The sequence below is a fragment of the Mesorhizobium sp. IMUNJ 23232 genome, from assembly GCF_044326205.1.
Lineage (GTDB): Bacteria > Pseudomonadota > Alphaproteobacteria > Rhizobiales > Rhizobiaceae > Kumtagia.
In genome coordinates this window covers 19,967-39,451 of the sequence record NZ_JBIRCY010000028.1, presented here as the reverse complement: position 1 = coordinate 39,451, position 19,485 = coordinate 19,967, and the positions used below count along the sequence as shown (strand labels likewise).

Here is a 19,485-nt window from a genome sequence, read left to right as displayed (position 1 = left end):
TCGTCAGTATTGCAGGAGAAGCAGTGCGACTGACGCTGCCAATCTCCCCCCTTGCGGGGGAGATGTCCGGCAGGACAGAGGGGGGTGTGAAGGGGCGCCGCGATATCCATCCGTTACGCCGCCGCTCTGTTTCCGATTGACGCCAGCAGCCGCTCGATCTCAGCCTCGACCGCCTTCAGATCCTCGCCGCCGGACATGATCGAGATCACCTCGTCGCGGGTGATGGCGGATTTGGCGTAGGTGCCGCGATTGCGGCCGCGATTGAGCAGCGTGAACGTGTCCCCGACCGGATAGGCGTGGTGGATGTTGTGGCTGATGAAGATCACCGCCAAGCCGCGCATGCGCGCCTCCACGATCAGTTTCAGCACCATCGCCGCCTGGTGCACGCCGAGCGCCGAGGTCGGCTCGTCGAGGATCAGCACCTTTGCGCCGAAATGCACGGCGCGCGCGATCGCCACCGACTGCCGCTCGCCGCCCGACAACGTGCCGACAGCCTGGGTCGGGTCGCGTATGTCGATTCCGATGTCGGCCATCGCTTGCTTGGCCGTGCGGTTGGCGAGTTCCTTGTCGATACGCGAGAAGGGAAGGCGGCTTTTCGTCGGTTCGCGGCCGAGGAAGAAATTCCGTGTGATCGACATCAGCGAAATCATGCCGAGGTCCTGGAACACGGTCGCCACGCCGTAGCTCTGCGCGTCGCGCGGGTTGCGGAACGCCACGGGGCGGCCTTCGACCAAGATCTCGCCGCTGCTCGGGCGGTGCACGCCGGACAGAACCTTGATCAGCGTCGACTTTCCCGCGCCATTGTCGCCGAGCAGGCAATGCACCTCGCCGGGAAACACCTTTATGTCGATGTCCTGCAGCGCCTTGACCGAGCCGAAATTGACGCTGACGCCGCGCAGTTCCATCGCCGGAACGCTCATTTGCCGCCTCCGCGCCCCAGCGCCTTGATCCGGATGTAGTTGTTCACCAGCACGGCGATCAGGATGACGATGCCGAGGAACACCTTGAACCAGTCGGTGTCGATGCCGGTGTAGAAGATGCCCATCTGCACCAGCCCGAAGATCAATGCACCGAACAGCACGCCATAGACCGTACCGTAGCCGCCGGTGAGCAGGACGCCACCGATGACGGCGGCGATGATCGCCTCGAACTCCTTCAGCAGGCCGCGCGTCGTGTCCGCCGAGCCGGCCTCCATCACCTGGATGGTGGCGAGCAGCGTGGCGGCGCAGGCGGTGTAGACGAACAGGCTGATCTTCACGCGGCCGACCGGCACGCCGACATTGCGCGCCACGTCAGCGTCGCCGCCGGTGGCGAAAATCCAGTTGCCGTATTTGGTCTGGGTGAGCACGTAGCCGGCGAGCGCCGTCAGCACCAGCCACCAGACGATCGACATCGGGACGCCGGTGACGAAGGGCGCGCCGTCGCTGCGCGCGGCAATCCAGCCCTGATCGGCCATCCATCGGAAGAAGCCGGTGAAGATGTGGCCGTTGAAGAGCGCCGCCGTTGCAGGGTCCGGCACCTCGTCGAGGATATAGGGGATCTGGGTGCGCCCGGTGACGGCGCGGGTGATGCCGATCGACAGGCCGCGCAGGATGAACAGCGAGGCCAGCGTGACGATGAAGGACGGCAGTTTTGTCTTCACCACGATCAGGCCGTTGAGATAGCCGGTGAGGATCGCGGCGGCGAAGGCGAGCCCGATGCCGCCCCAAAGCGGGAAATGCAGTTCGCGCACGGCGAGCCCGATGACCACACCGGCGAAGCCGATCATCGAGCCGACGGAAAGATCGAACTCGCCGGCGATGATCAGCAGCGCCGCGGCGGTGGCGATGATGCCGAGTTCCGCCGACAGCGTCAGGAAGGTCATCGACCCTTGCAGCGAATAGAGGTTCGCGGCACCCGGCAGCAGCGCGAAGATGATCATGGTGGCCAGCAGGCCCGCCGCCGCGCCAGCCTCGGGGCGTCGTATCAGTTGCGTGAAGCGCCCGGTCGCGGCAAGCCGTTCGTCCGGCCCGCCGGCGCTCTTGCGGCGCATGCCGAAGCGGTCGGCGCTTTCGCCCGATGGTGCCTGCTGTTCCACGGCGGTCATTAGGCGCTCCAAATGCCGGTTGTGCAATCGGTGGGTCAGCTCTCTTCTCCCCGTTTGCGGGGAGAAGAGGCCGGCAGGCAGATGAGGGGCAGAGCAGGCTTGCGCAAGCTTGGCGCTGCCCCTCATCCGGCCCTTCGGGGCACCTTCTCCCCGCAAGCGGGGAGAAGGGAAGAACTCACCGAATCCCCTGCTTGGCCAGCACCAGGATCGCCTTCGCCTTCTCCGGCGTGTCGATGAACAACGGGCCGGTGTAGGAGTTGTTGATCGGCCAGAAGCCATGCGTCGCCTGTTCAACCAGATAGATCACCGGCAGGTAGCCCATCAGGTATTGCTGAGCGTCCATGCCGAAACCCATCTCGCCGGCGACGATCGAGTCCAGCACTTCCGGGCTGATGTCGAAGGTGTAGAGCTTGATCTTGCCGAACAGTTCCTTCTCGCGGAACATCGGGATCAGCGGGTTGGCGGCGGTGGCGCCGAGCGCGAACACGGCCTGCACGTCCGGATGGGCCGAGAGATAAGCCTCGGTGCGGCGCTGCACGTCGGCCGGATCGGGCGTCACGGCGACGACTTCCGTGCCGCCGCCGGACGGCTTCAGCCCGTCATTCAGGCCCTGGCAGCGCTCGTCGAGACTGACATTGCCGACCTCGTGGTTGATGCAGACGACTTTCAGAATGCCGTCCTTGGCCAGCCGCTCCCCGGCCTTCTTGCCGGAATCATATTCCGACACGGTGCCGACATAGAGCGTGGTGCCCATCTCGGCGCCGGTCTTCTCGCCGGAATCCAGCACCACCACCGGAATGTTGGCGGCGAGTGCCGACTGGATCGACTTGCGCATGGCGTCAGCGTCGGCGATCGACACGGCGATGCCGTCCGGCTTGGTGGCGATCGCCGCCTCCATCATGCGCGCCTGCTCCACCACGTCGAACACCTGCGGCGCATGGTATTCCACGTTCGCCCCGGTCAGCTTGGCGGCGTCGTCCACGCCACGTTTCACCACCGACCAATACGGGTCAGAAGCGGAACCGTGCACCACGAAGGCGATATGCACGTCCTTCGGATCCTTCAGTCCATCGGCATGGGCGAGCCCAACCATCATACCGGCTGTCATCAACGCGCCGAGCGCCAGTTTCATTACGGATTTCATTTTCTATCTCCCATTTCTGCGGCCAATTTCCCTTGTCCGTCCGCCGCGACGCCTGTCGGCTATCCCGGCGCTGTCGCGACGGCGGCCTCTTGCGGGCCCTGTGCCATCGTGAAGTCTTTTTCAGCCCGCCCCTTGGGCCGTCATGCAAGACCACTCCGCCATCCGCCGCTGATCGAGGTCTGGCGAAGAGCTTCGTCTGGTTCGCGCGCTTCGGCAACCGGGCGCAACTCCTGGCGCAACGGCCTCATGCTGATGATGTCGATATCCGGTGCCAAACGCCAGTCGCGGAAGGCGCTCCCCCCGACATAGGCCGCCGTCCCCGTGCAAGACGTTCCTGTGCCGCGGCCAGCCGTCCGTCATAGGTGAGATTCCGAGGTTGGAGCGCGGCAAAACACGATAGCGACCGCCATCCCGCCATTGTCGTCCTGTCGCGACATGAAGCCCTTACACTCCCCGAACTGGATGCGATGGAACGACGGAACGGTGGGTTCCGACAGAGCCACTTTTGTGGATTCTGATGGATACGATTTTTGTCTTGGCGGTTGCGGACAGGCGTGGCGATCCGGTGCGAAGGAAATCCGGCGGGGCTGTTCTCTGATAACGCGGCGATTGTCAGTGGTTTCGTCCGATAGCGGCGGATTGGTTCTTTCAAAAACCCTTTGCAATGGCGCATCACTCCAACCAATCAAAAGACTTTTGGAGAGACGCATGTACATTGCGGGCGAGGAAGAGATCGAGGCGATCGCCAAGGTCATCCGTTCGGGCAAGCTTTTCCGCTACCGCGACGACAGCGAATGCGAACGTTTCGAGAAGCGCTACGCAAAACATCTCGGCGTCAGCGAGTTCGCGCTCGGCGTCAGCGGCACCTATGGTATCGCCGCCGGACTTGTCGGCCTGGGCATCGGCCCCGGCGACGAGGTGCTGGTGCCGGCGCACACCTACATGGCGACCGCGACCGCGGTTCTGGCGGTCGGCGCGATCCCGGTCATCGTCGACATAGACGAGACGATCACCATCAGCCCAGACGCCATCCGCGACGCGATCGGCCCGCATACGAAGGCGATCATTCCCGTCCATATGTGGGGCGCGGCCTGCAACATGGACGCCATCATGGACATCGCGGAGGAACATGGCCTGCTGGTGCTCGAGGACGTCTGCCAGGGTATTGGCGGTTCCTACGAGGGCCGCAAGCTCGGTTCGATCGGCCATGCCGGCGCCTTCAGCTTCAATTTCTTCAAGAACATGAGCGGTGGCGAGGGCGGCGGCATCGCCACCAGCGACCCGAAGGTGGCCGAGCGGGCCCGCTGCTACATCGACCCCTGCCATTTCTATTGGCAGGGCCGAAGCGACGACACAAAACCCTTCGCCGGCGTCGGCGCGCGCGCCTCGGAACTGCTCGGCGCCATGCTCAACGTGCAGCTCGACCGGCTCGACGGCATGATCCGCTCCATGCGGGCGGAGAAGAAGAGAATCCTCGCCGGCACAAAACACCTCGACAATCTCGGCCTGCGCGCCAGCCCGATGAACAGCGCCGACCACGATTGCGCGACGCAAGTGATGTACACGCTGCCCAGCGAGGCGGCGGCGCAGGCTTTCGTCAAGGCGACGCCGGCCGTCATCGCCGGCAAGACCGGCCGCCACACCTTCACACAATGGGACCAGGTGCTGATGCACGAGGGCGCGCACCATCCGGCGCTCAATCCCTACAAGCTGCCGCAGAACAAGGGGCTGCGGACGACTTATACGGAGGGCATGTGCAAGGATTCGCTGGAAATCCTCAATCGCACCGTGATGGTGGCGACCAGCCCGCTCCACACCGACGAGGAGATCGAGGATACCATCCACAACATCGACCAGGCCGCGCGCGTCGCGCTGGAGGATCTGTCGCTGGACCAGGTCGACCTGCGCAAGACCGCGCCGGTCGATTTGCAGAAATTCGACAGCGCGGGGTGAGGCGCCCGCTTATCGCTTCTCCAGCCGCATGAATGCGGCGCGCAACGCCAGAACCGCCCGGAGAATTTGCCGGTCGTCCATGGCGGCGTAACCCAGCAGCAGCCCGTGCTCGGGCTCGGTCGAATGGTAGTTGATCGAGATGCCCTGCACATCCAGCCCCTCGCGCAGCGCTGCCGCCACCACGTCGCTGTCCCTGAACGGCCGCTTGAAACTGGCGAGCAACTGCATGCCGGAATCGTTTTCGCGCACCGATATCCAGTCGCCCAGATGCTCCTCGCAGAGTTTCACAAAATTCGCCTGGCGGCGCGCGTAGAGCCGGCGCATGCGCTTCAGATGTGTGGCGAAATAGCCTTGCTTGATGAAGTCGGCGACGGTGGCTTGCAGGATCAGCGGCGCGAACTGGCCGGTGATGGAGACGGCGCGGTCGAAGGATTCCGATAGCTCGCGCGGCACGATCAGGTAGCCGATGCGCAGTGCCGGGATCAGCGTCTTGCCGAAGCTGCCGATATAGACGACGCGGTCGGTGTGATCGAGGCCGCGCAGCGCCGGCACCGGCCGGCCCCGGAACCGGTATTCCCCGTCATAATCGTCCTCGACGATCCAGGCGCCACTGCGCTCGGCGATGTCGAGCAGTTGCAGCCTTTCCTCGATGCGCATGATCGTGCCGAACGGCCACTGGCAGGACGGCGTAACATAGACCAGGCGCGGGCGCGGCAGGTCGGGGTCGGAAAGGTTCCAGCCGCGCCGGTCGACCTTTAGCGGCGCAAGCTGCGCCCCGGCGGCGAGGAAGGCGCTCTTTGCGCCGAGATAACCGGGCTCCTCCATCCAGACGTGGTCGCCCTCGTCGGTCAGCACCCGCGAGACGAGGTCGAGCGCGGCCTGCGCGCCGGTGACGACGATCACCTGGTCGGCGGTGCAGCTTATGCCGCGCGACAGGCTGATGTTGCTAGCGATGGTCTGGCGCAGTTCAGGATGGCCGGCGAAGGAGAGATAGCCCAGCAGCGCCTCGTCCCGGCTGCGCGAATTGCGCACCAAGAGGCTGCTCCAGATCGAGAAGGGAAAGGACTCGGTCTCCGGCACGCCGGGATGAAAATTGATGACGCCGGCGTTGCGCGGCGGCTGCGGCCCGTTGACGATGGTCTGGCCGCGCCGCGACAGGCGGCGCGAATTGCATTGCAGCTTGCTCGGCGCGGCCGCGTTGCGGTTCTGCTGGATTGGCGCCACCCATGTGCCGGAGCCGCCGCGCGCCTCGATGAAGCCTTCCGACAGCAGCTGGTCATAGGCGGCGATCACCGTGTTGCGCCCGACCTTCAGATCCTCGGCCAGCGAGCGCGTCGAGGGCAGCAGTGTCTGCGCCTGGATCTGCCCTTCGAGGATGTAGCGGCGCAGCGCGCTGTATATCTGCCGGTGCATCGGCTCGTCCGACTGGCGGTCGACCGACATGATGTCGAGCGACAGGCGCATGTGGTCGGCCATAGCTCACCCCGCGGCGAGACGCGCCGCCCTCATGATCTTTTCCTCGTTGAGCTGCCGCATCGTGTCGATCACCAGCCGGCAGGTGTCGCGATGCACCGATTTGCCGCCCTTCAGCGCGCGATGCACCGTACCGGCGCCGAGGCCCGACTTGTCGGCGATCTCCTTGATCGTGCAGAGGCGCTCCGCGCCGAGTGCCGTTTCGAATGCCATGTTTCAAATCCCTGTGAAACCAGATCGGTCCTTTTTGCCGACGCAATCATGCGGCGAACCGCCAAATGTCCGCGTCGCCGTACGTCCGGAAAATTCCTTCCAGCAACCGGTACAGATCGCCGGTTCGCTAAGAGAATAACATCTGCGTAAGCGCTTGTAAGAGCCGTTTTCATTCTCGATCATCAAACTTGTAAAAGCTCTGATAGCTACTCAAATAACTGAATTCTCATTACCTTTTAGCGAATTGACTCCGATATTCAGATCGCGATACGGTGGTCGTGGCCGTGTCAGGCAAACTCACCGATCTGCAAGCGATTGCGCAACGGTGATGCCTGCCTCAGCCGGCGAATTCGGGAGGAAACCATGCGTGCAGCAATCGTCGGCACCGGAGGCATTGCGCGCGTCCACAGGCGCGTGATCCGCGAACTCGGCGGCGAGGTGGTCGGCGTCTGCGGCCGTTCGCTCGCCTCGGCGCAATCCTTCGGCGCGGGCGCGGCCTACGACAATCTGGCAGCCATGCTGCGCGCGGAGAAGCCGGACGTGCTGCATGTCTGCACGCCCAACCACCTGCATGCCGAGCAGGTCCAGGCCGGTTTTGCCGCCGGTGCGCATGTGGTCTGCGAAAAGCCGATGGCGACCTCGTCCGACGAGGCCCGCCACATGATCGACGCCGCCGGCAAGGCCGGTCGGGTCGGCGGCATCACCTACAATTATCGCGGCTATCCGCTGGTGGCGCATCTCAAGCAGCGCGTCGCGGCCGGCGATTTCGGCGCGCTGCGTCGGGTCGGCGGCTGCTATCTTTCGGACGACGGCTACGATCCGCGGAAATACATGTGGCATTTCACACCGGGCAGCGTCGGCCCCGGCTACGCGCTGATGGACATCGGCGTCCACTGGCTCGACCTCGTCGAGCACGTCACCGGCCAGCGCATCCGCGAACTCTCGGCGATGCTGTCTACGCACCAGAAGAAGCGCGTCTGGCGCGGTGGCGAGGGCCAGGGGCCGCGGCCGCCAGGCGCGTCTGACCCCGATGGCGGCGTGCCGGTGGAGGTCGATGTCGAGGATCAGGCTGACCTGTTGATCCGGCTGGACTGCGGCGCGGCGGGTGCTGCGACGATCAGTTGCGTCTCCGTCGGCCACCCCAACACCATCGTGCTCTCGGTGGATGGGTCGGAAAAGGGATTTCACTGGAACCAGCAGGAGCCGAACGTCTTTCGCGAGCGCTCCACTGAAGGAGAGCTGGTACGCCAACGCTCTCCCGGCCTGATGGAGCCCGGCTCGGCGTGGATGACGACGCTGCCCGGCGGCCATGCCGAAGGTTATCTCGACGCCTTCCGCAATGTCGTTTCGCAGATCTGGGCCGGAATGCGCGGCGAGAGATCCGGCTTCCCGACTTTCGCCGACGGGCTGCGGGGCATCGAACTGATCGAGGCAGCGGTGCGCAGCGCGCGGGAGCGGCGGAGCGTGGACGTTTCATGAGAACTCGGTGCCGGCCGAAACCGGCGCGCCGGTTCCGATCGCCTTATCCGGCCACCTTGGCTTTTGCCGCTTTCGTTGCCCCCTCACCTGGCTGCCCGTCAATCGTCGAGATAAATTCTCCGCGTGCCCGCGCCGATCTGCGTCAGCAGCACGTTCGGGGCGCAGTCGAGCTTTTCGGCGAGCGGCTCGACCGGCTGGTCGCGGTCGAGAAAGATCGCCCGTTCCGTGGCCAGATCGACACAAGCCGGCACATCGGTCAGGTCGATCATCGTCATGTTCATGGCGATGCCGCCGACCAGCGGCACCGATGTTCCGGCAAAGCGCACCCTGCCGATCTCGGCAAAACGCTGCGGCAGGCCATTGGCGTAGCCGATGCCGATCGTGGCTATCCGTGACGGGCGCTTCAGTTCTGTGGTGCCGCGATAACCGAGATGCCTTCCGGCCGGGAATTCCGCCACGCGGATCACCGGGGCGCTGAGTTCGTAGCAAGGCACAAGCCCGTCCTGCCAGACGGCGGAGGTCTGCACGCCGTAGAGCGCGCTGCCGACGCGCGCCATGTCGAAATGCCACTCGTCGGCCATGAACACGCCCGACGAGGCGGCGAGGCTGATCGGCGCATGCGGCAGGGCCGACACCCAGTCGCGCAGCCTGCGGCGCTGCTCGGCGTTTTCCGGGTCGCCTGGAAGGTTGTAGGCGGCGAGATGCGACACCCACAGTTTTATGTCGAGACGGTCCAGTATGTCCGGTTGGCCGGCGAGAAACGCCAGTTCCTCCTCGCAGAGACCCAGCCGGCCAAGTCCCGTATCGACCTGGACGGCGACCGGAATCCTGCGCCCGCCCAGCATGGCGTGCCGGGCGCAATGCTCCAACTCGGCCAGAGTGGCGATTGCCGGCATGGCGCCCAGCGCCTCGAAGTCGCGTATGTGGGCATTGCCCAGCCCCATCAGCGTATAGGCCGTCGCCTCGGGGGCGTTCAGCCTGACCCGCGCCGCCTCCTCCAGATCGTTGACCCAGAAATCCCGGCAGCCTGCCTTGGCCAGCGTGCGCACGACCGGCTCCAAGCCAACGCCATAGGCGTCGGACTTGACCACGGCGGACAGCACCTGCCCGTGGTAGCGGCGGCGCATTTCCCGGTAGTTGGAGCGCACCGCCCCAAGGTCGATGCGCAATGACGGTGCATTCTCGGGCGACGTGGCGTTCACCTTTGCTGGAGTTGGAAGCGAAAAGACCTTGTTCATGCCGCCGCCCGGTACCACAGGTCGCGGCCGCCATCGGCGCGCTTGCGCCAGCGCGCGCCTACACAGCCGGCGGCAATCAGCGAGCGCTGGCGCTCGATATCCTCGACGCCGCACCAGACACCGTCCGCATCTCGCGGCTCGGCCGCGGCCAGATCGCGATAGAGAATATAGCGCAGGTGGCCGCCATATTTTTCCACGATGGCGCGCACGGCAAAACCAGCTTCGACCAGATTCGGCCAACTGCGGAAATTGCCGGGCGCCGAGGTGGCGTAGAGATGGCCGACACCGATGCGGCGCGCATCCTCGACGCGCAGATGGATCAGATCGTCATGGATGCCGCCGCCCCAGGCTTGCGGCAGCACCGCCGCTCCGGCGAGCTTCGCCAACCGGTCGGCGGGCGACAGCCCGAGCAACGGGCGGGCGTCCTCCGACGGAGGCAGTTCGAGCTGCAAGACACCGTAAGCGACCAAGGCGTCGCCCCGCATGACGCCCATGATGCGCCCGCCGCCCGACAGGATACGTGCGAAGAAATCGCGCGATTCCGGCTTGATCAGCTCCGGCCGGCCCACGGCGCCGGTGGCGGCCAGATGCAGGGCGTAGACCGCATCGAGGTCCGATACCGAGAGGCTGACATGACGCGCGCTTGTGTCCGGCGCTTCTTTCATCTCGATCATTCGGCGGCCCCCCGGCCCCGGATGCGGTTCACGACCGGTCGATATTTCGGTTCCGAAAGGCCTGAGATGGATTTCGGAACGTGAAGAGCGACAGACCTAGCCCGTAAGGACTTCCGCATAGTTCAGCATGTCGATCGGCGGATACAGATCGAGTTTTTTTGCCACAGGCATGTTAATAATCAGCGAAAAGCGTTTCAGCGTTTCGATCGGGATCTCGCCGACCGGCGTTTCCTTCTTGAGGATCTTCACCGCCTTCGAGGCGGCGAGTTGGCCGACCGAATAATAGCGGCTGATCAACGCCACCAGCGCCCCGCCCTGACGGATCGCCAGTTCCGCCGCGCCGAATGTCGGCAGGCTCTGGGCCATCGCCGCCGGAGTGACGCGGTCATACTGCGTGCCGAGAAACGTGTCGGGCAGCAGATAGAGCCAATTGGCGCCCTCCTGCTTGATCTCCGCGACCAGCTCCTCGATGCCGTCGGCCACCGGGCGTCCGTCGGCGCCGGCGCGGAACTGCCGTTCGATCAGACCGAAATTCATCGTCTGCTGCAGGCCCTGCAATTCCTTGACGATCGACACGGAGTTCTGCTCGGTCGCCGTATAAAGCACGCCGAGCTTTGTGATCGGCCGATAGGATTGCATGGCCCTGAGCTGCGTCTCCGTCGGCACGACATGCACCGCACCAGTCAAATTGCGGTTCGGCACCATGCGATCGGCCACCAGCCCGGCCGCTATCGGCGACGCGACCAGCGCGAAGACGATGGGGATATCGGTGATGAATTTCGCCTTGTCGGGCGCGTCGTAGCGGCCTGCGATGCCGAGCGTAACCGGCGTGCCCCAGGTGTAGACGAGGTCCGGCTTGAGCGCGCGTATCTCCTCGACGAAGCCCGGCAGCTTCGTCACGCCGCGTTCAGCGTCGCGCTCGATGAATTCGGCGGCGATGCCGTTGCTGGCCAGATAGTCGTCGAAACCGTCCTCCACCTCGGTGCGGCCGCGATAGGTAACGCGGTAGATCCGGTACGGCTTCGCCTGCCCGCCGGACTGGGCGCCAGCGATACCGGGCGAAAGCATGCCGGCGACGCCGCCCGCTGCCATCCCAAGAAACGCGCGTCGTTGGATCATGGTCGGCTCCCGGTCACAGGCAGTTCGAGCTTGGGCTGGCGTCGCGATCCCAGCACCGCGAAAAACAGCAGCGCGCACAGCGCCATGCCACCGCCGATGATCATCACCGTCGTCGAGAACCCGTATATGCCGAGCAGCACGCCGCCGACCAGCGGCCCAAGCGCGTTGCCGGTGCGCTCCACCAGCCGGAATATGCCGTAGACCGAATTCTCGCTGACATCGCCAGGCAGCGCCCGCCCCATCTCGCCGACCAGCCCGGACAGCGGCGCGATGCTGATCGCCTGGCCCAGTCCGAGGCCGAGCAGCATCAAGGCGATCGGCAGGATTTGTGTACCGCCGAGATACACCACGAAGGCGCTGACGCCCGCCACCAGCCCGCCCAGCGCCACGAATTGCGCGCGCATGCTCCAGCGGTCGGCCAGCGAGGCAAAGAACGGCACCAGGACGACCATGGCGATCGGGTAGATCATCAGCATCCGGCCGGTCGTCGCCTGCGTGGCGCCAATGGCTTCCATCTGCAGCGGAACGAGGAAGAAGCAGAACGAGACGAGGATGATTTTTGCCGGCATGGCGCACAGAAACAGCAGCCCGGCCAGCGGCGGCGAGGAGATGATCGGCCCAAAATCGCGCCAGCGGATCGCCGGCCCCTGCGACAGGCGCGACGCCGTCGCCGGCATGCAGAACCAGGCGAGCACGAGGCTGCACAAGGCGAACAGGCCGGCGATGATGAAGGTGCCGGGAATGCCGATGCGGTCGGCCATGATGCCGCCGATCGGCGGGCCGCAGAGGCCGGCGACAAGGATGGCGCTGATAAACATCGCCATGCCGCTCGACCGCTGGCGGATGTCAGTGGAATCGATGACAAAACCTTGCGCGCTGACGAAGACCAGGGCGAAACCCAGGCCCGATATCGCCCGGGCCACGGTCAATCCGATGAGGTCGCCGACGAAGGCCGAGGCGCAGTAGCCGATCAGGCCGAACAGCGCGCCCGCCATCAGGCAGTTGCGGCGGCCGATGCGCTCGGTGAGGTTGCCGAGCAGCGGCTGCGACAGCGCCACGACGATCAGGAACGTCATCATCGGCAGGCTGATGACGAATTCGGGAGACAGGCCGGCGATCGGCGTCGCCAGCGAGCGGATATAGACCGGCAGGAACGGCCGGGTGAGTTCCTCGGCCAGCATGAACACGAACAGCGGCGCACGCATCGCGATGACCTGCGCGGGCGCCGTGATGACGCCCTCGCCCAGGCCGAAACGGCCGCGCATCATGTCCAGCGCCTGCTGCGATATCTGGTCGCCGCGCTCCACCACATTGTTGCGCAGCGAGGTGTAGGTCGAGTGCAATTGCCCCAGGCGGTCGTCGAGCGAGCGGGCAAAGCTGCCGAACTCGCTGCCGGCATCGACCGGCGGATGCAGCCTGAGATCGCCCTTGCGGATCGTCTTCAGCCTTCTCTCGACGCCTTCGATCGCCCCATAGAGCCCGGCGCCGAAACCGACATAGACCAGTTCCAGCGCCACCACCGCGGTCACGAACATGACGATGACGAGGTCGATCCACAGTGTCGAGACGACCTGCCGTGCATAGGCCGGATCGAGGCCGACGACGAGGGTTTCCTGGCCGCCGCCCTGCACGGCGATCGGCACGCTGACGCTCTGAGCCGGATCGTCCGTGGCAGCCGCTGCCGCGGCGTCGCCGGTCACCGCCTGGTAGAGCGTTGCGCCGCCGGCGTCGCGAAGCGCGATGTAGGATAGGTCAGGATTGCCGGCGAGGATGCGCTGCAGATAGGCGTCGAGGCCCTGGAGCCGGTCAAGCGGGACGCCGACCTCGAGTGCCCGGCCGATCAGCGAAGCCGTCGAGCCGGCGACGGTCGCCGCCTTGCGCTCGAGTTCCGGCTGGAGGATCGACTGGGCGCGCTGCGCGGTCTGGAACGACAGGAACACCAGCGCGACGATAAGCACCGCAAGAACGGTGACGGAAAGGCGGACGCGCAGGCTGTTCATGCGTGCGATTCCGGCTGAAGGCGCTGCATTTCCCGCGTGGCGCGGCCGATCGGATCGTCATCCGACGCGCCGAGCGCCGATTGCCGGGCGCGGCGATGCAGATTGGTGAGAAGCAGCAGGCAAATCAGGCTCCCGGCGGCAACGGCGGCGAGCCCCGCCGGCACCGCGCCGTTGAGGATGTCGAAGCGCAGCCGGTCGATCTCGGCGTCGATCGCCGCGCGGTCCAGCCGCACGATGACGCTGCCCACCGCCGCCCCGATATCGTTGGCGATATGCTCCTCCTGGCGGAAGGCGCCTGCGTCGTTTGCCGCCGCGTCGTTGGTGCCGACGCGCTTGGCGTCGCTGCTGAAGACCACCGTGCCGTCGTCGGCGGCGACGTCGATCGACAGCGTCAGCGGATCCGTCGCTTTTTGCCGCGCCAGCAGCCCCGGCAGGGTCGCCTGCTCGGTCAGCCTGATTCCCAGCGTCGACGCGGTGGAGATGTCGTTGCCGATGCCGTCGGCCGTCATCGCCATGCGCGATCGGATGAGGTCGAGATAGGCCGAGCGCACCCCGCTGAAATTCATGTAGGCTGCCAGGAACATGGCGAAGCCGATGATCACGGCGAATACCGGTACTGTGCGCAGCGCTAGCCGTATCATGTGGGAATCACTGGAGTTCGCCCGCCCCATTGGAGCACCGCGAGATTAGCAGAATATTATTATAATCAATAGGTTTTGTCGGATGACAGCGAGGGACGGCTCGAATACCGTTGCCACACCCTATTCCGACTCATACAAACCCGCCCATGGCCCCCGGTACGAGGATCATTCTGGCTATCCTTGGCGTCACGAGCGCGGGCCTTGCCCTGTGCGCGGCGCTGGTTTTCGGCAGCCTCGACCGGCTCAGCCTGCGCACGGCGGAATCCAATGTCGACTTCCTGCTCACACAATTGCGCGACACGATCGAGGCCAATGTCGGCCTTGGCCTGCCGCTGGCGGATGTCCGTGTCGTCCAGGATCTGATCGAACGGGCCAAGGCCACCGACCCGCAGGTGCTGGCGGTCGAAGTGTTTTCACCCGACGGCCTGTCGCTGTTCAACACCGACCGCGGCAGCATCGGCGAGGCCATCTCCGCGTCCTGGCAGAACGCCGTCCGATACCGCGTCGTGAACGAACGCTGGCGGGTCGAGGAGTTCGGCAACATCGTTGTCGGCCAGGTCATCCGCAACGATTTCAACGAAGCGGTCGGGTATCTGGCGATCACCGTTTCCGGCGAAGCCCGCAGCAAGCTTGCCGAAAGAGTGCTCACCGGGCTTGCGAAGCGTGCGGCGGTGATCGTGCCGCTCGCGCTGCTGGCGGTGCTGGTCGTGTCGATGATCGTCTTCAACCTCACCGGACGTCCGCTGAAGCGGCTGGCGGAGCGCCTGGCTTCCGCCGCGCCTCCGGCGGCCGACGGCGCCGCGCCAGCGCTTCTCCTCTCGGGAGTGGAAGGGGTGCGGCTGTCGGTAGACCGCGCCGTGCAGGATTTCGAGCGCACCACCGCCGAGGTGCTGAAGGTCGATGAAAGCGACGACCGCAATGCAGCCTGAACGCGCCAGCGCCTGGGTTCCGGCGGCGATCGTGGGTGCAGTCGTGGTGATCGCGGTGGGGCTGGCGGCGTGGCTGTTCCTCGACGCAGGCCTGCGGCATGCAACTCCCCCGCTGGAGCAGGCAAGCCGGACCGGCGCGGCGGCGGTCGGCCAGGCGGTCGCCGGGCAGTTCTCGCATGCGCTGAACCTCGGCATTCCGTTCGACAAGCTGCCGGGCGTCGATCCCTATCTCAAGCGGATCGCTGACAACTCGCCCCAGGTAGATGGTCTGGCGATCATCGACAGTGCAGGCAAGACGCTTTTCACCACTGGGGGCGATATTGCAGGCGAGAGTTTTCCGATCTCCGGCAATGGCGTACAGGCGACTCTGATGGTCGAGATGGAGTCGCCATTGATCGACCAGGCGGTGCTGCAGGTACGGGTGGCGCTGGCTATCGCCGCCCTGCTTGCCGGTGCGGTAACGGGCGGCCTGGTCGCCTGTTTCGTCGCGTTCCATCTCAGGCCTGCGCAAGGCAGGCTGCTCGACGATATGGAGCGCGTTGCGAAGGGTGATTTCAGCGCTCACTTCGTGGGCGAGGATCGCGGCCCGCTGTTTTCGGCGTCGCGTGCGCTTTCCCGCAACATCGAACGTGTCAAGGCCGCGCGGCGCGGCATGGTCGAGGCCGTCGCGACCATCCGCGCCATCGATTTCGACGGCAGCCTTGGGCGCCGCGTCGACGCGATCCTCAAGCCGATCGACAGCCGCTATGCCTTCGCCGATGCCGGCGAGGACCGGGACGGTTTTGCCGAAGTCGCGTCGCGGAGCGGTGTCTGGCGCGTCGCGCTCATGCTCGGCCTCTACGCCGCGGCCTTCCCCTACGTGGCGAACTTTGCCATCGACCGCGAATCCGACGTGGTCCCCCTGCCCTGGCTGCCCGTCCTGCCGCTGCTGGCCGAACTGGCCGCGGTGTTTGCCGGCACGATGCTCGGCCGGACGCGGGCCGGCTCTTCGGGCGCACTGCTGGCGCTGGCCGGCTTCTTGCTCGCAGCAGCGCTCGGCGCGACCTACTGGTGCCGCACCTACGACGTTTTCGTCATGCTGCGCGCCTGCGCGGGCCTTGCCGGCGGCTTCATCGCCGCCGCGCTGCTCCTCCACCGCCACATCGACCTGCCTCCGCGCAGCCTCGCGACACCGCTGATCTTTTCGGCGCTGTTCGCCGCTCCGCTTGCCAGCGGCCTCTATGCCGAGGCGATCGGCCGGCGCTCCGGATTCCTTGTCCTCGGCATCGCCATGCTGGTTGCAACGCCCTTTTTGGCCGCGGGATCGGGAGAGGCCGGCAAACCCCTAGGTCCATCGCGGACCTCCCCCGCCCCCGCAGACCTGCTGCTCGGCCTGGCCACCATCCCGGCGGCGGCGATGGTGCTTGTCGGGCTGCCGGCCGGGATCGGCTTCGACAATTATCTCGTCGGTACGGGCGCAGCGGCGGTGCTCGCCATCGCCGCGCTGGCCGCCCCGGCGCTGTCTCCGCTCGCCTGCGGCACGGCGTTGCTGCTTGCGGCGGTCGCGCTCTTCGATCCGCTGTCCAATATGGTCGTGTCGACGGTTATTGCCTGCGCCGCACTGGGATTCGCGGCGGGCGGTGCGATCCGCGCCTTCTGCGGCGCGGCCAGCCGGCCATGGCTGGCGCTCGGCTTTGCGGCCGCCGCCGGGCTAGTCATTGCAGGGACGACCGCCCAATCCGGCGTCCCGTTCGCGGCCGTCATCGTCGCGCTCGCCCTGGCGGTCGCCGCCGGTCATTTCCTCGGCCGGCGTCCGGCCGAAACAGCTCCCGCCTGAGGACGATCATGCTCCTCAGCACGCGTATCGCCCTGTTCGTCTCGCTGGCCTTCATCCTCGCCTTCGGCTCGCTCGCCGTCATCGGCCTGCAGCGCGAGACGCTGGCCGCGCAGCCGTATACGCGCATCGCCATCGCCGGACAGGAAGCGCTGTGGCGCGAGATCCTGCACACCGAGACCCGCCGCCTGTCGATGCTCAGGGAACGCATCGTCGCCGATACCGCCGTCACCGAAGCCTTCCGCAAGGAGGACCTGCCGACGCTGCGGCGGTTGGCGCTCAACTGGACGCAGCCCTGGCTGACCTCCGGCGAACTCTCCGACCTGCAGATCCTCGACCATCAGGGCCGCATCATCGTCGCCAGTTCCGCCCTAGCCGAGCCGCCGCGCCTGCTTGACATCAGCACCATCGCGGCCATCCTCGACGGGCAGGAACCGACCGGCATCCGCCAGGTCTCGTCGGACGGTTTTCGCATCGTCGCGGCCAAACGCTACGAGGCTTGGGACGGCACGCCGACGGTGCTCGCCATCGGCTCGAAGGCGAGCGGGCCTTTAAAAAGCTTCGCCGAGGCCATGAACGCCGAAAGCTATCTGGTCAGCACACGCGGCAGGCTGGTCGAAGGCACGGAATCGCAACTCTGGCAGAAGCTGGACCTGACCTTCCCGCAGCGCATCGGCTCGGTCCAGCAGGCCGAGGTCGACGATCGCCTCTATGCGGTCACCGCCATCCCGCTCGCAGACATCTCTGCCGGTTCGGCGGGCTTGCTGGTTGCCGCGCAGGACGCCACGGAAAGCCTTCGGGCGCTCGACCGGCTGACGATGCTCACCGTCATCGTCATGGCCGTTGTGGCGATCCTCACCGTCGGCGGGCTCTATTTCTACCTGCGCTACAGCTTCAACCCGCTCCGCCGGGCGGTCACCATTCTGGCGGCGCTGGCGCGCGGCGACACCTCGGCCACGCTGGTGCGCAGGAGTGACGACGAGATCGGCCAGATCGCCTCGGCGATCACCGAACTCAGGCACAACCTCGTGGCGCTCAACGAAGCGCGGCGGCAGCGCGAGTTGCAGCGGCGGCGGCAGGAGCGCTTCGTGCGCCGGCAGATGGAATCACTCGCCGAGACGCTGGAGCCCGGTGCCCGCGAGGAAGTGCTGGGCGATCTCGGCCGCATTGTCGCTGCGACCAAAGGCGGCTCCGAGCCAGTCGAGGACATAGACCCGATCGCCCGGCTGATTCGCGAGGACGACCAGCTCGGCCCGATCGCTGCCGTGCTCCAGCAAATGTCGGGCCGCGTCGTCGACCAGCATCGACGGCTTTCCGAACTGGTCGCCCGCCTGCGCGAGGCGCTGGTGCGCGAGACGCAACTCGCCACGCTGCAGCAGGAACTGGCCATCGCCCGCGACCTGCAGCGTTCCGTCCTGCCGGCCGATTTCCCGGAGCGGCCGACTTTTGCGGTCAAGGGCCTGATGCAGTCGGCCAACGAGGTCGGCGGCGATTTTTACGATTTCTTCGAGCGCGGCGACGGCAAGCTGGTCTTCGTCATCGCCGACGTGTCGGGCAAGGGCGTGCCGGCCGCCTTCTTCATGGCGATCTCGCGCACGCTGCTGAAAGCCATCGCGCTTTTCGAAAACGATCCGGCCGTCTGTGTGCGTCAGTTGAACGACCTGCTCGTCGTCGACAACGACCAGATGATGTTCGTCACCCTGGTCTTCGGCGTCTTCGACCCCCGAACCGGACACGTCGACTACGTCAATGCCGGCCACAGCGCGCCGATCCGCGTCAGCCCGAACGGCGGCGTCTCCGTGGTCCCGGAGGACAGCGACATGGCCGTGGCGGTCATGGACGCCGTCGAGTTCACCAGCCATTCGATCGACCTTTCGCCCGGCGAAATGATCGTGCTCTACACCGACGGCGTCAGCGAGGCGTTCAACGCCGAGGGCGACCAGTTCGGCGAGACCCGCCTGCTGAGCGCACTGGAAGGATTTCGCGATGTCAGCGGCCCGGATGCGGTGGCGCAGGGCATCCTGTCGACCGTCAAGAGCTTCGAGAACGGCGTGCACCAGTCGGACGACATCACCTTGCTGGTGGTCCGTTTCAGCGGCCCGGCTCAGTCGCCGGCGCCTTCACGCCCGCTAGAAGCGCTTGCTGGCGAAGGCTGAGCCGGCCAGCCCGAACCGCCATGGCAATTCCACCGCCCGCGTGATGCCGATGCGCGGGCCGGCGACCGTCTCGGCCTTCGCCGCAGCCAGTGTCAGCTCGAACGGCGCGCGATCCAGCGGCAGCGCATTGAGCGACAGATCGATGCCCAGCGCCTGCGTAAGCCGACCAGGTCCGGAGCACAGCAGCCGCGACGCCTCCAGTCCCCGCCGCTCGCGCATCTTGTCCAAACCGTCGCGCGGCTCCAGCGCGCGGATCAGCACAGCGCTGCCCGGCAGGCAGACGAAGTTCAGGCACCAGTGGATGCCGTAGGAGCGGTAGACATAGGCATGTCCCGCCGGGCCGAACATCGCGAGATTGCGCGGCGTCGGGCCGCGAAAGGCATGCGAGGCCGGGTCGTCGGGCTGATAGGCTTCCGTCTCGACGATGAGGCCGCCGACGCCGGCGACGAGAAGCTTCGCGCCGATCAGTTCTCTCGCGACCTCGACCGCGCTTCGGGAAAAGAACGTCTTCAGCATGCCTCCTCGCCTGCCGGTTCGCCGGCAGAATCTCTCAGTTTGCCGGAGCGT

General features: G+C 65.9%; 16 protein-coding genes. 5 read left to right on the top strand and 11 right to left on the bottom strand.

The features are described 5' to 3' along the window. Positions 1 to 113: 113 nt before the first annotated feature. The 3 genes from ACH196_RS20225 to ACH196_RS20215 form a co-directional block, all read right to left on the bottom strand. Entirely contained in the window at positions 114 to 920 is an 807-nt protein-coding gene (locus ACH196_RS20225; protein WP_396648727.1) for an ATP-binding cassette domain-containing protein, read from the bottom strand. Then, positions 917 to 2,032 (bottom strand): ABC transporter permease, encoded by a 1,116-nt coding sequence (locus tag ACH196_RS20220; protein ID WP_396648786.1) that lies wholly within the window; start codon positions 2,030 to 2,032, stop codon positions 917 to 919. The genes ACH196_RS20225 and ACH196_RS20220 overlap by 4 nt, the downstream gene beginning before the upstream one ends. A gap of 229 nt (positions 2,033 to 2,261) precedes the next feature. Then, positions 2,262 to 3,230, bottom strand: coding sequence for a sugar ABC transporter substrate-binding protein (locus ACH196_RS20215; protein ID WP_396648726.1), 969 nt, complete (start codon positions 3,228 to 3,230; stop codon positions 2,262 to 2,264). A 708-nt stretch (positions 3,231 to 3,938) separates the two neighbouring features. Between ACH196_RS20215 and ACH196_RS20210 the strand changes: the two genes are divergently transcribed. After that, positions 3,939 to 5,183 (top strand): DegT/DnrJ/EryC1/StrS family aminotransferase, encoded by a 1,245-nt coding sequence (locus ACH196_RS20210; RefSeq protein ID WP_396648725.1) that lies wholly within the window; start codon positions 3,939 to 3,941, stop codon positions 5,181 to 5,183. Positions 5,184 to 5,192: 9 nt separating this feature from the next. Here ACH196_RS20210 and ACH196_RS20205 read toward each other — a convergent pair whose 3' ends face one another. Both ACH196_RS20205 and ACH196_RS20200 read right to left on the bottom strand, forming a co-directional pair. Continuing rightward, positions 5,193 to 6,659: a PLP-dependent aminotransferase family protein gene (locus ACH196_RS20205; RefSeq protein ID WP_396648724.1), complete on the bottom strand. Its 1,467-nt coding sequence runs from the start codon at positions 6,657 to 6,659 to the stop codon at positions 5,193 to 5,195. Between the two features lie 3 nt (positions 6,660 to 6,662). After that, positions 6,663 to 6,869, bottom strand: a complete 207-nt coding sequence (locus ACH196_RS20200; RefSeq protein ID WP_396648723.1) for a hypothetical protein — start codon at positions 6,867 to 6,869, stop codon at positions 6,663 to 6,665. Between the two features lie 363 nt (positions 6,870 to 7,232). Between ACH196_RS20200 and ACH196_RS20195 the strand changes: the two genes are divergently transcribed. Further along, complete coding sequence (locus ACH196_RS20195; protein WP_396648722.1) at positions 7,233 to 8,348, top strand: Gfo/Idh/MocA family protein; 1,116 nt, start codon at positions 7,233 to 7,235, stop codon at positions 8,346 to 8,348. A 98-nt stretch (positions 8,349 to 8,446) separates the two neighbouring features. On the opposite strand, the gene ACH196_RS20190 is transcribed toward ACH196_RS20195, so the two are convergent. From ACH196_RS20190 to ACH196_RS20170, 5 genes are all read right to left on the bottom strand, one after another. Beyond that, on the bottom strand, positions 8,447 to 9,586 hold the full coding sequence (locus ACH196_RS20190; RefSeq protein WP_396648721.1) for an alanine racemase: 1,140 nt from the start codon (positions 9,584 to 9,586) through the stop codon (positions 8,447 to 8,449). Further along, positions 9,583 to 10,260 (bottom strand): hypothetical protein, encoded by a 678-nt coding sequence (locus ACH196_RS20185; protein ID WP_396648720.1) that lies wholly within the window; start codon positions 10,258 to 10,260, stop codon positions 9,583 to 9,585. The genes ACH196_RS20190 and ACH196_RS20185 overlap by 4 nt, the downstream gene beginning before the upstream one ends. Positions 10,261 to 10,356: 96 nt before the next feature. Further along, positions 10,357 to 11,379 (bottom strand): ABC transporter substrate-binding protein, encoded by a 1,023-nt coding sequence (locus tag ACH196_RS20180; protein WP_396648719.1) that lies wholly within the window; start codon positions 11,377 to 11,379, stop codon positions 10,357 to 10,359. Then, complete coding sequence (locus tag ACH196_RS20175; protein ID WP_396648718.1) at positions 11,376 to 13,379, bottom strand: MFS transporter; 2,004 nt, start codon at positions 13,377 to 13,379, stop codon at positions 11,376 to 11,378. The genes ACH196_RS20180 and ACH196_RS20175 overlap by 4 nt, the downstream gene beginning before the upstream one ends. Further along, on the bottom strand, positions 13,376 to 14,020 hold the full coding sequence (locus ACH196_RS20170) for a hypothetical protein (protein ID WP_396648717.1): 645 nt from the start codon (positions 14,018 to 14,020) through the stop codon (positions 13,376 to 13,378). Before ACH196_RS20170 ends, ACH196_RS20175 begins: the two co-directional genes overlap by 4 nt. A 146-nt stretch (positions 14,021 to 14,166) precedes the next feature. Between ACH196_RS20170 and ACH196_RS20165 the strand changes: the two genes are divergently transcribed. From ACH196_RS20165 to ACH196_RS20155, 3 genes are read left to right on the top strand one after another with little or no spacing between them, the layout of a single operon-like run. Then, a complete protein-coding gene (locus ACH196_RS20165) occupies positions 14,167 to 14,949 on the top strand; it encodes a hypothetical protein (protein ID WP_396648716.1) in 783 nt (260 codons plus the stop codon). Continuing rightward, entirely contained in the window at positions 14,921 to 16,765 is a 1,845-nt protein-coding gene (locus ACH196_RS20160; protein ID WP_396648715.1) for a hypothetical protein, read from the top strand. Before ACH196_RS20165 ends, ACH196_RS20160 begins: the two co-directional genes overlap by 29 nt. A gap of 8 nt (positions 16,766 to 16,773) precedes the next feature. Continuing rightward, positions 16,774 to 18,918, top strand: coding sequence for a SpoIIE family protein phosphatase (locus ACH196_RS20155; protein ID WP_396648714.1), 2,145 nt, complete (start codon positions 16,774 to 16,776; stop codon positions 18,916 to 18,918). Here ACH196_RS20155 and ACH196_RS20150 read toward each other — a convergent pair. Next, positions 18,892 to 19,434, bottom strand: coding sequence for a DNA-3-methyladenine glycosylase (locus tag ACH196_RS20150; RefSeq protein WP_396648713.1), 543 nt, complete (start codon positions 19,432 to 19,434; stop codon positions 18,892 to 18,894). The genes ACH196_RS20155 and ACH196_RS20150 overlap by 27 nt on opposite strands. Positions 19,435 to 19,485: the final 51 nt, after the last annotated feature.

Bases quoted from the DNA above. Each gene is read 5' to 3' on its own strand.
- ACH196_RS20195 (WP_396648722.1), top strand. From the start codon at position 7,233: ATGCGTGCAGCAATCGTCGGCACCGGAGGCATTGCGCGCGTCCACAGG.
- ACH196_RS20155 (WP_396648714.1), top strand. From the start codon at position 16,774: ATGCTCCTCAGCACGCGTATCGCCCTGTTCGTCTCGCTGGCCTTCATC.
- ACH196_RS20165 (WP_396648716.1), top strand. From the start codon at position 14,167: ATGGCCCCCGGTACGAGGATCATTCTGGCTATCCTTGGCGTCACGAGC.
- ACH196_RS20180 (WP_396648719.1), bottom strand. From the start codon at position 11,379: ATGATCCAACGACGCGCGTTTCTTGGGATGGCAGCGGGCGGCGTCGCC.
- ACH196_RS20175 (WP_396648718.1), bottom strand. From the start codon at position 13,379: ATGAACAGCCTGCGCGTCCGCCTTTCCGTCACCGTTCTTGCGGTGCTT.
- ACH196_RS20220 (WP_396648786.1), bottom strand. From the start codon at position 2,032: ATGCGCCGCAAGAGCGCCGGCGGGCCGGACGAACGGCTTGCCGCGACC.
- ACH196_RS20170 (WP_396648717.1), bottom strand. From the start codon at position 14,020: ATGATACGGCTAGCGCTGCGCACAGTACCGGTATTCGCCGTGATCATC.
- ACH196_RS20160 (WP_396648715.1), top strand. From the start codon at position 14,921: ATGAAAGCGACGACCGCAATGCAGCCTGAACGCGCCAGCGCCTGGGTT.
- ACH196_RS20150 (WP_396648713.1), bottom strand. From the start codon at position 19,434: ATGCTGAAGACGTTCTTTTCCCGAAGCGCGGTCGAGGTCGCGAGAGAA.
- ACH196_RS20215 (WP_396648726.1), bottom strand. From the start codon at position 3,230: ATGAAATCCGTAATGAAACTGGCGCTCGGCGCGTTGATGACAGCCGGT.
- ACH196_RS20190 (WP_396648721.1), bottom strand. From the start codon at position 9,586: ATGAACAAGGTCTTTTCGCTTCCAACTCCAGCAAAGGTGAACGCCACG.
- ACH196_RS20185 (WP_396648720.1), bottom strand. From the start codon at position 10,260: ATGATCGAGATGAAAGAAGCGCCGGACACAAGCGCGCGTCATGTCAGC.
- ACH196_RS20210 (WP_396648725.1), top strand. From the start codon at position 3,939: ATGTACATTGCGGGCGAGGAAGAGATCGAGGCGATCGCCAAGGTCATC.
- ACH196_RS20200 (WP_396648723.1), bottom strand. From the start codon at position 6,869: ATGGCATTCGAAACGGCACTCGGCGCGGAGCGCCTCTGCACGATCAAG.
- ACH196_RS20225 (WP_396648727.1), bottom strand. From the start codon at position 920: ATGAGCGTTCCGGCGATGGAACTGCGCGGCGTCAGCGTCAATTTCGGC.
- ACH196_RS20205 (WP_396648724.1), bottom strand. From the start codon at position 6,659: ATGGCCGACCACATGCGCCTGTCGCTCGACATCATGTCGGTCGACCGC.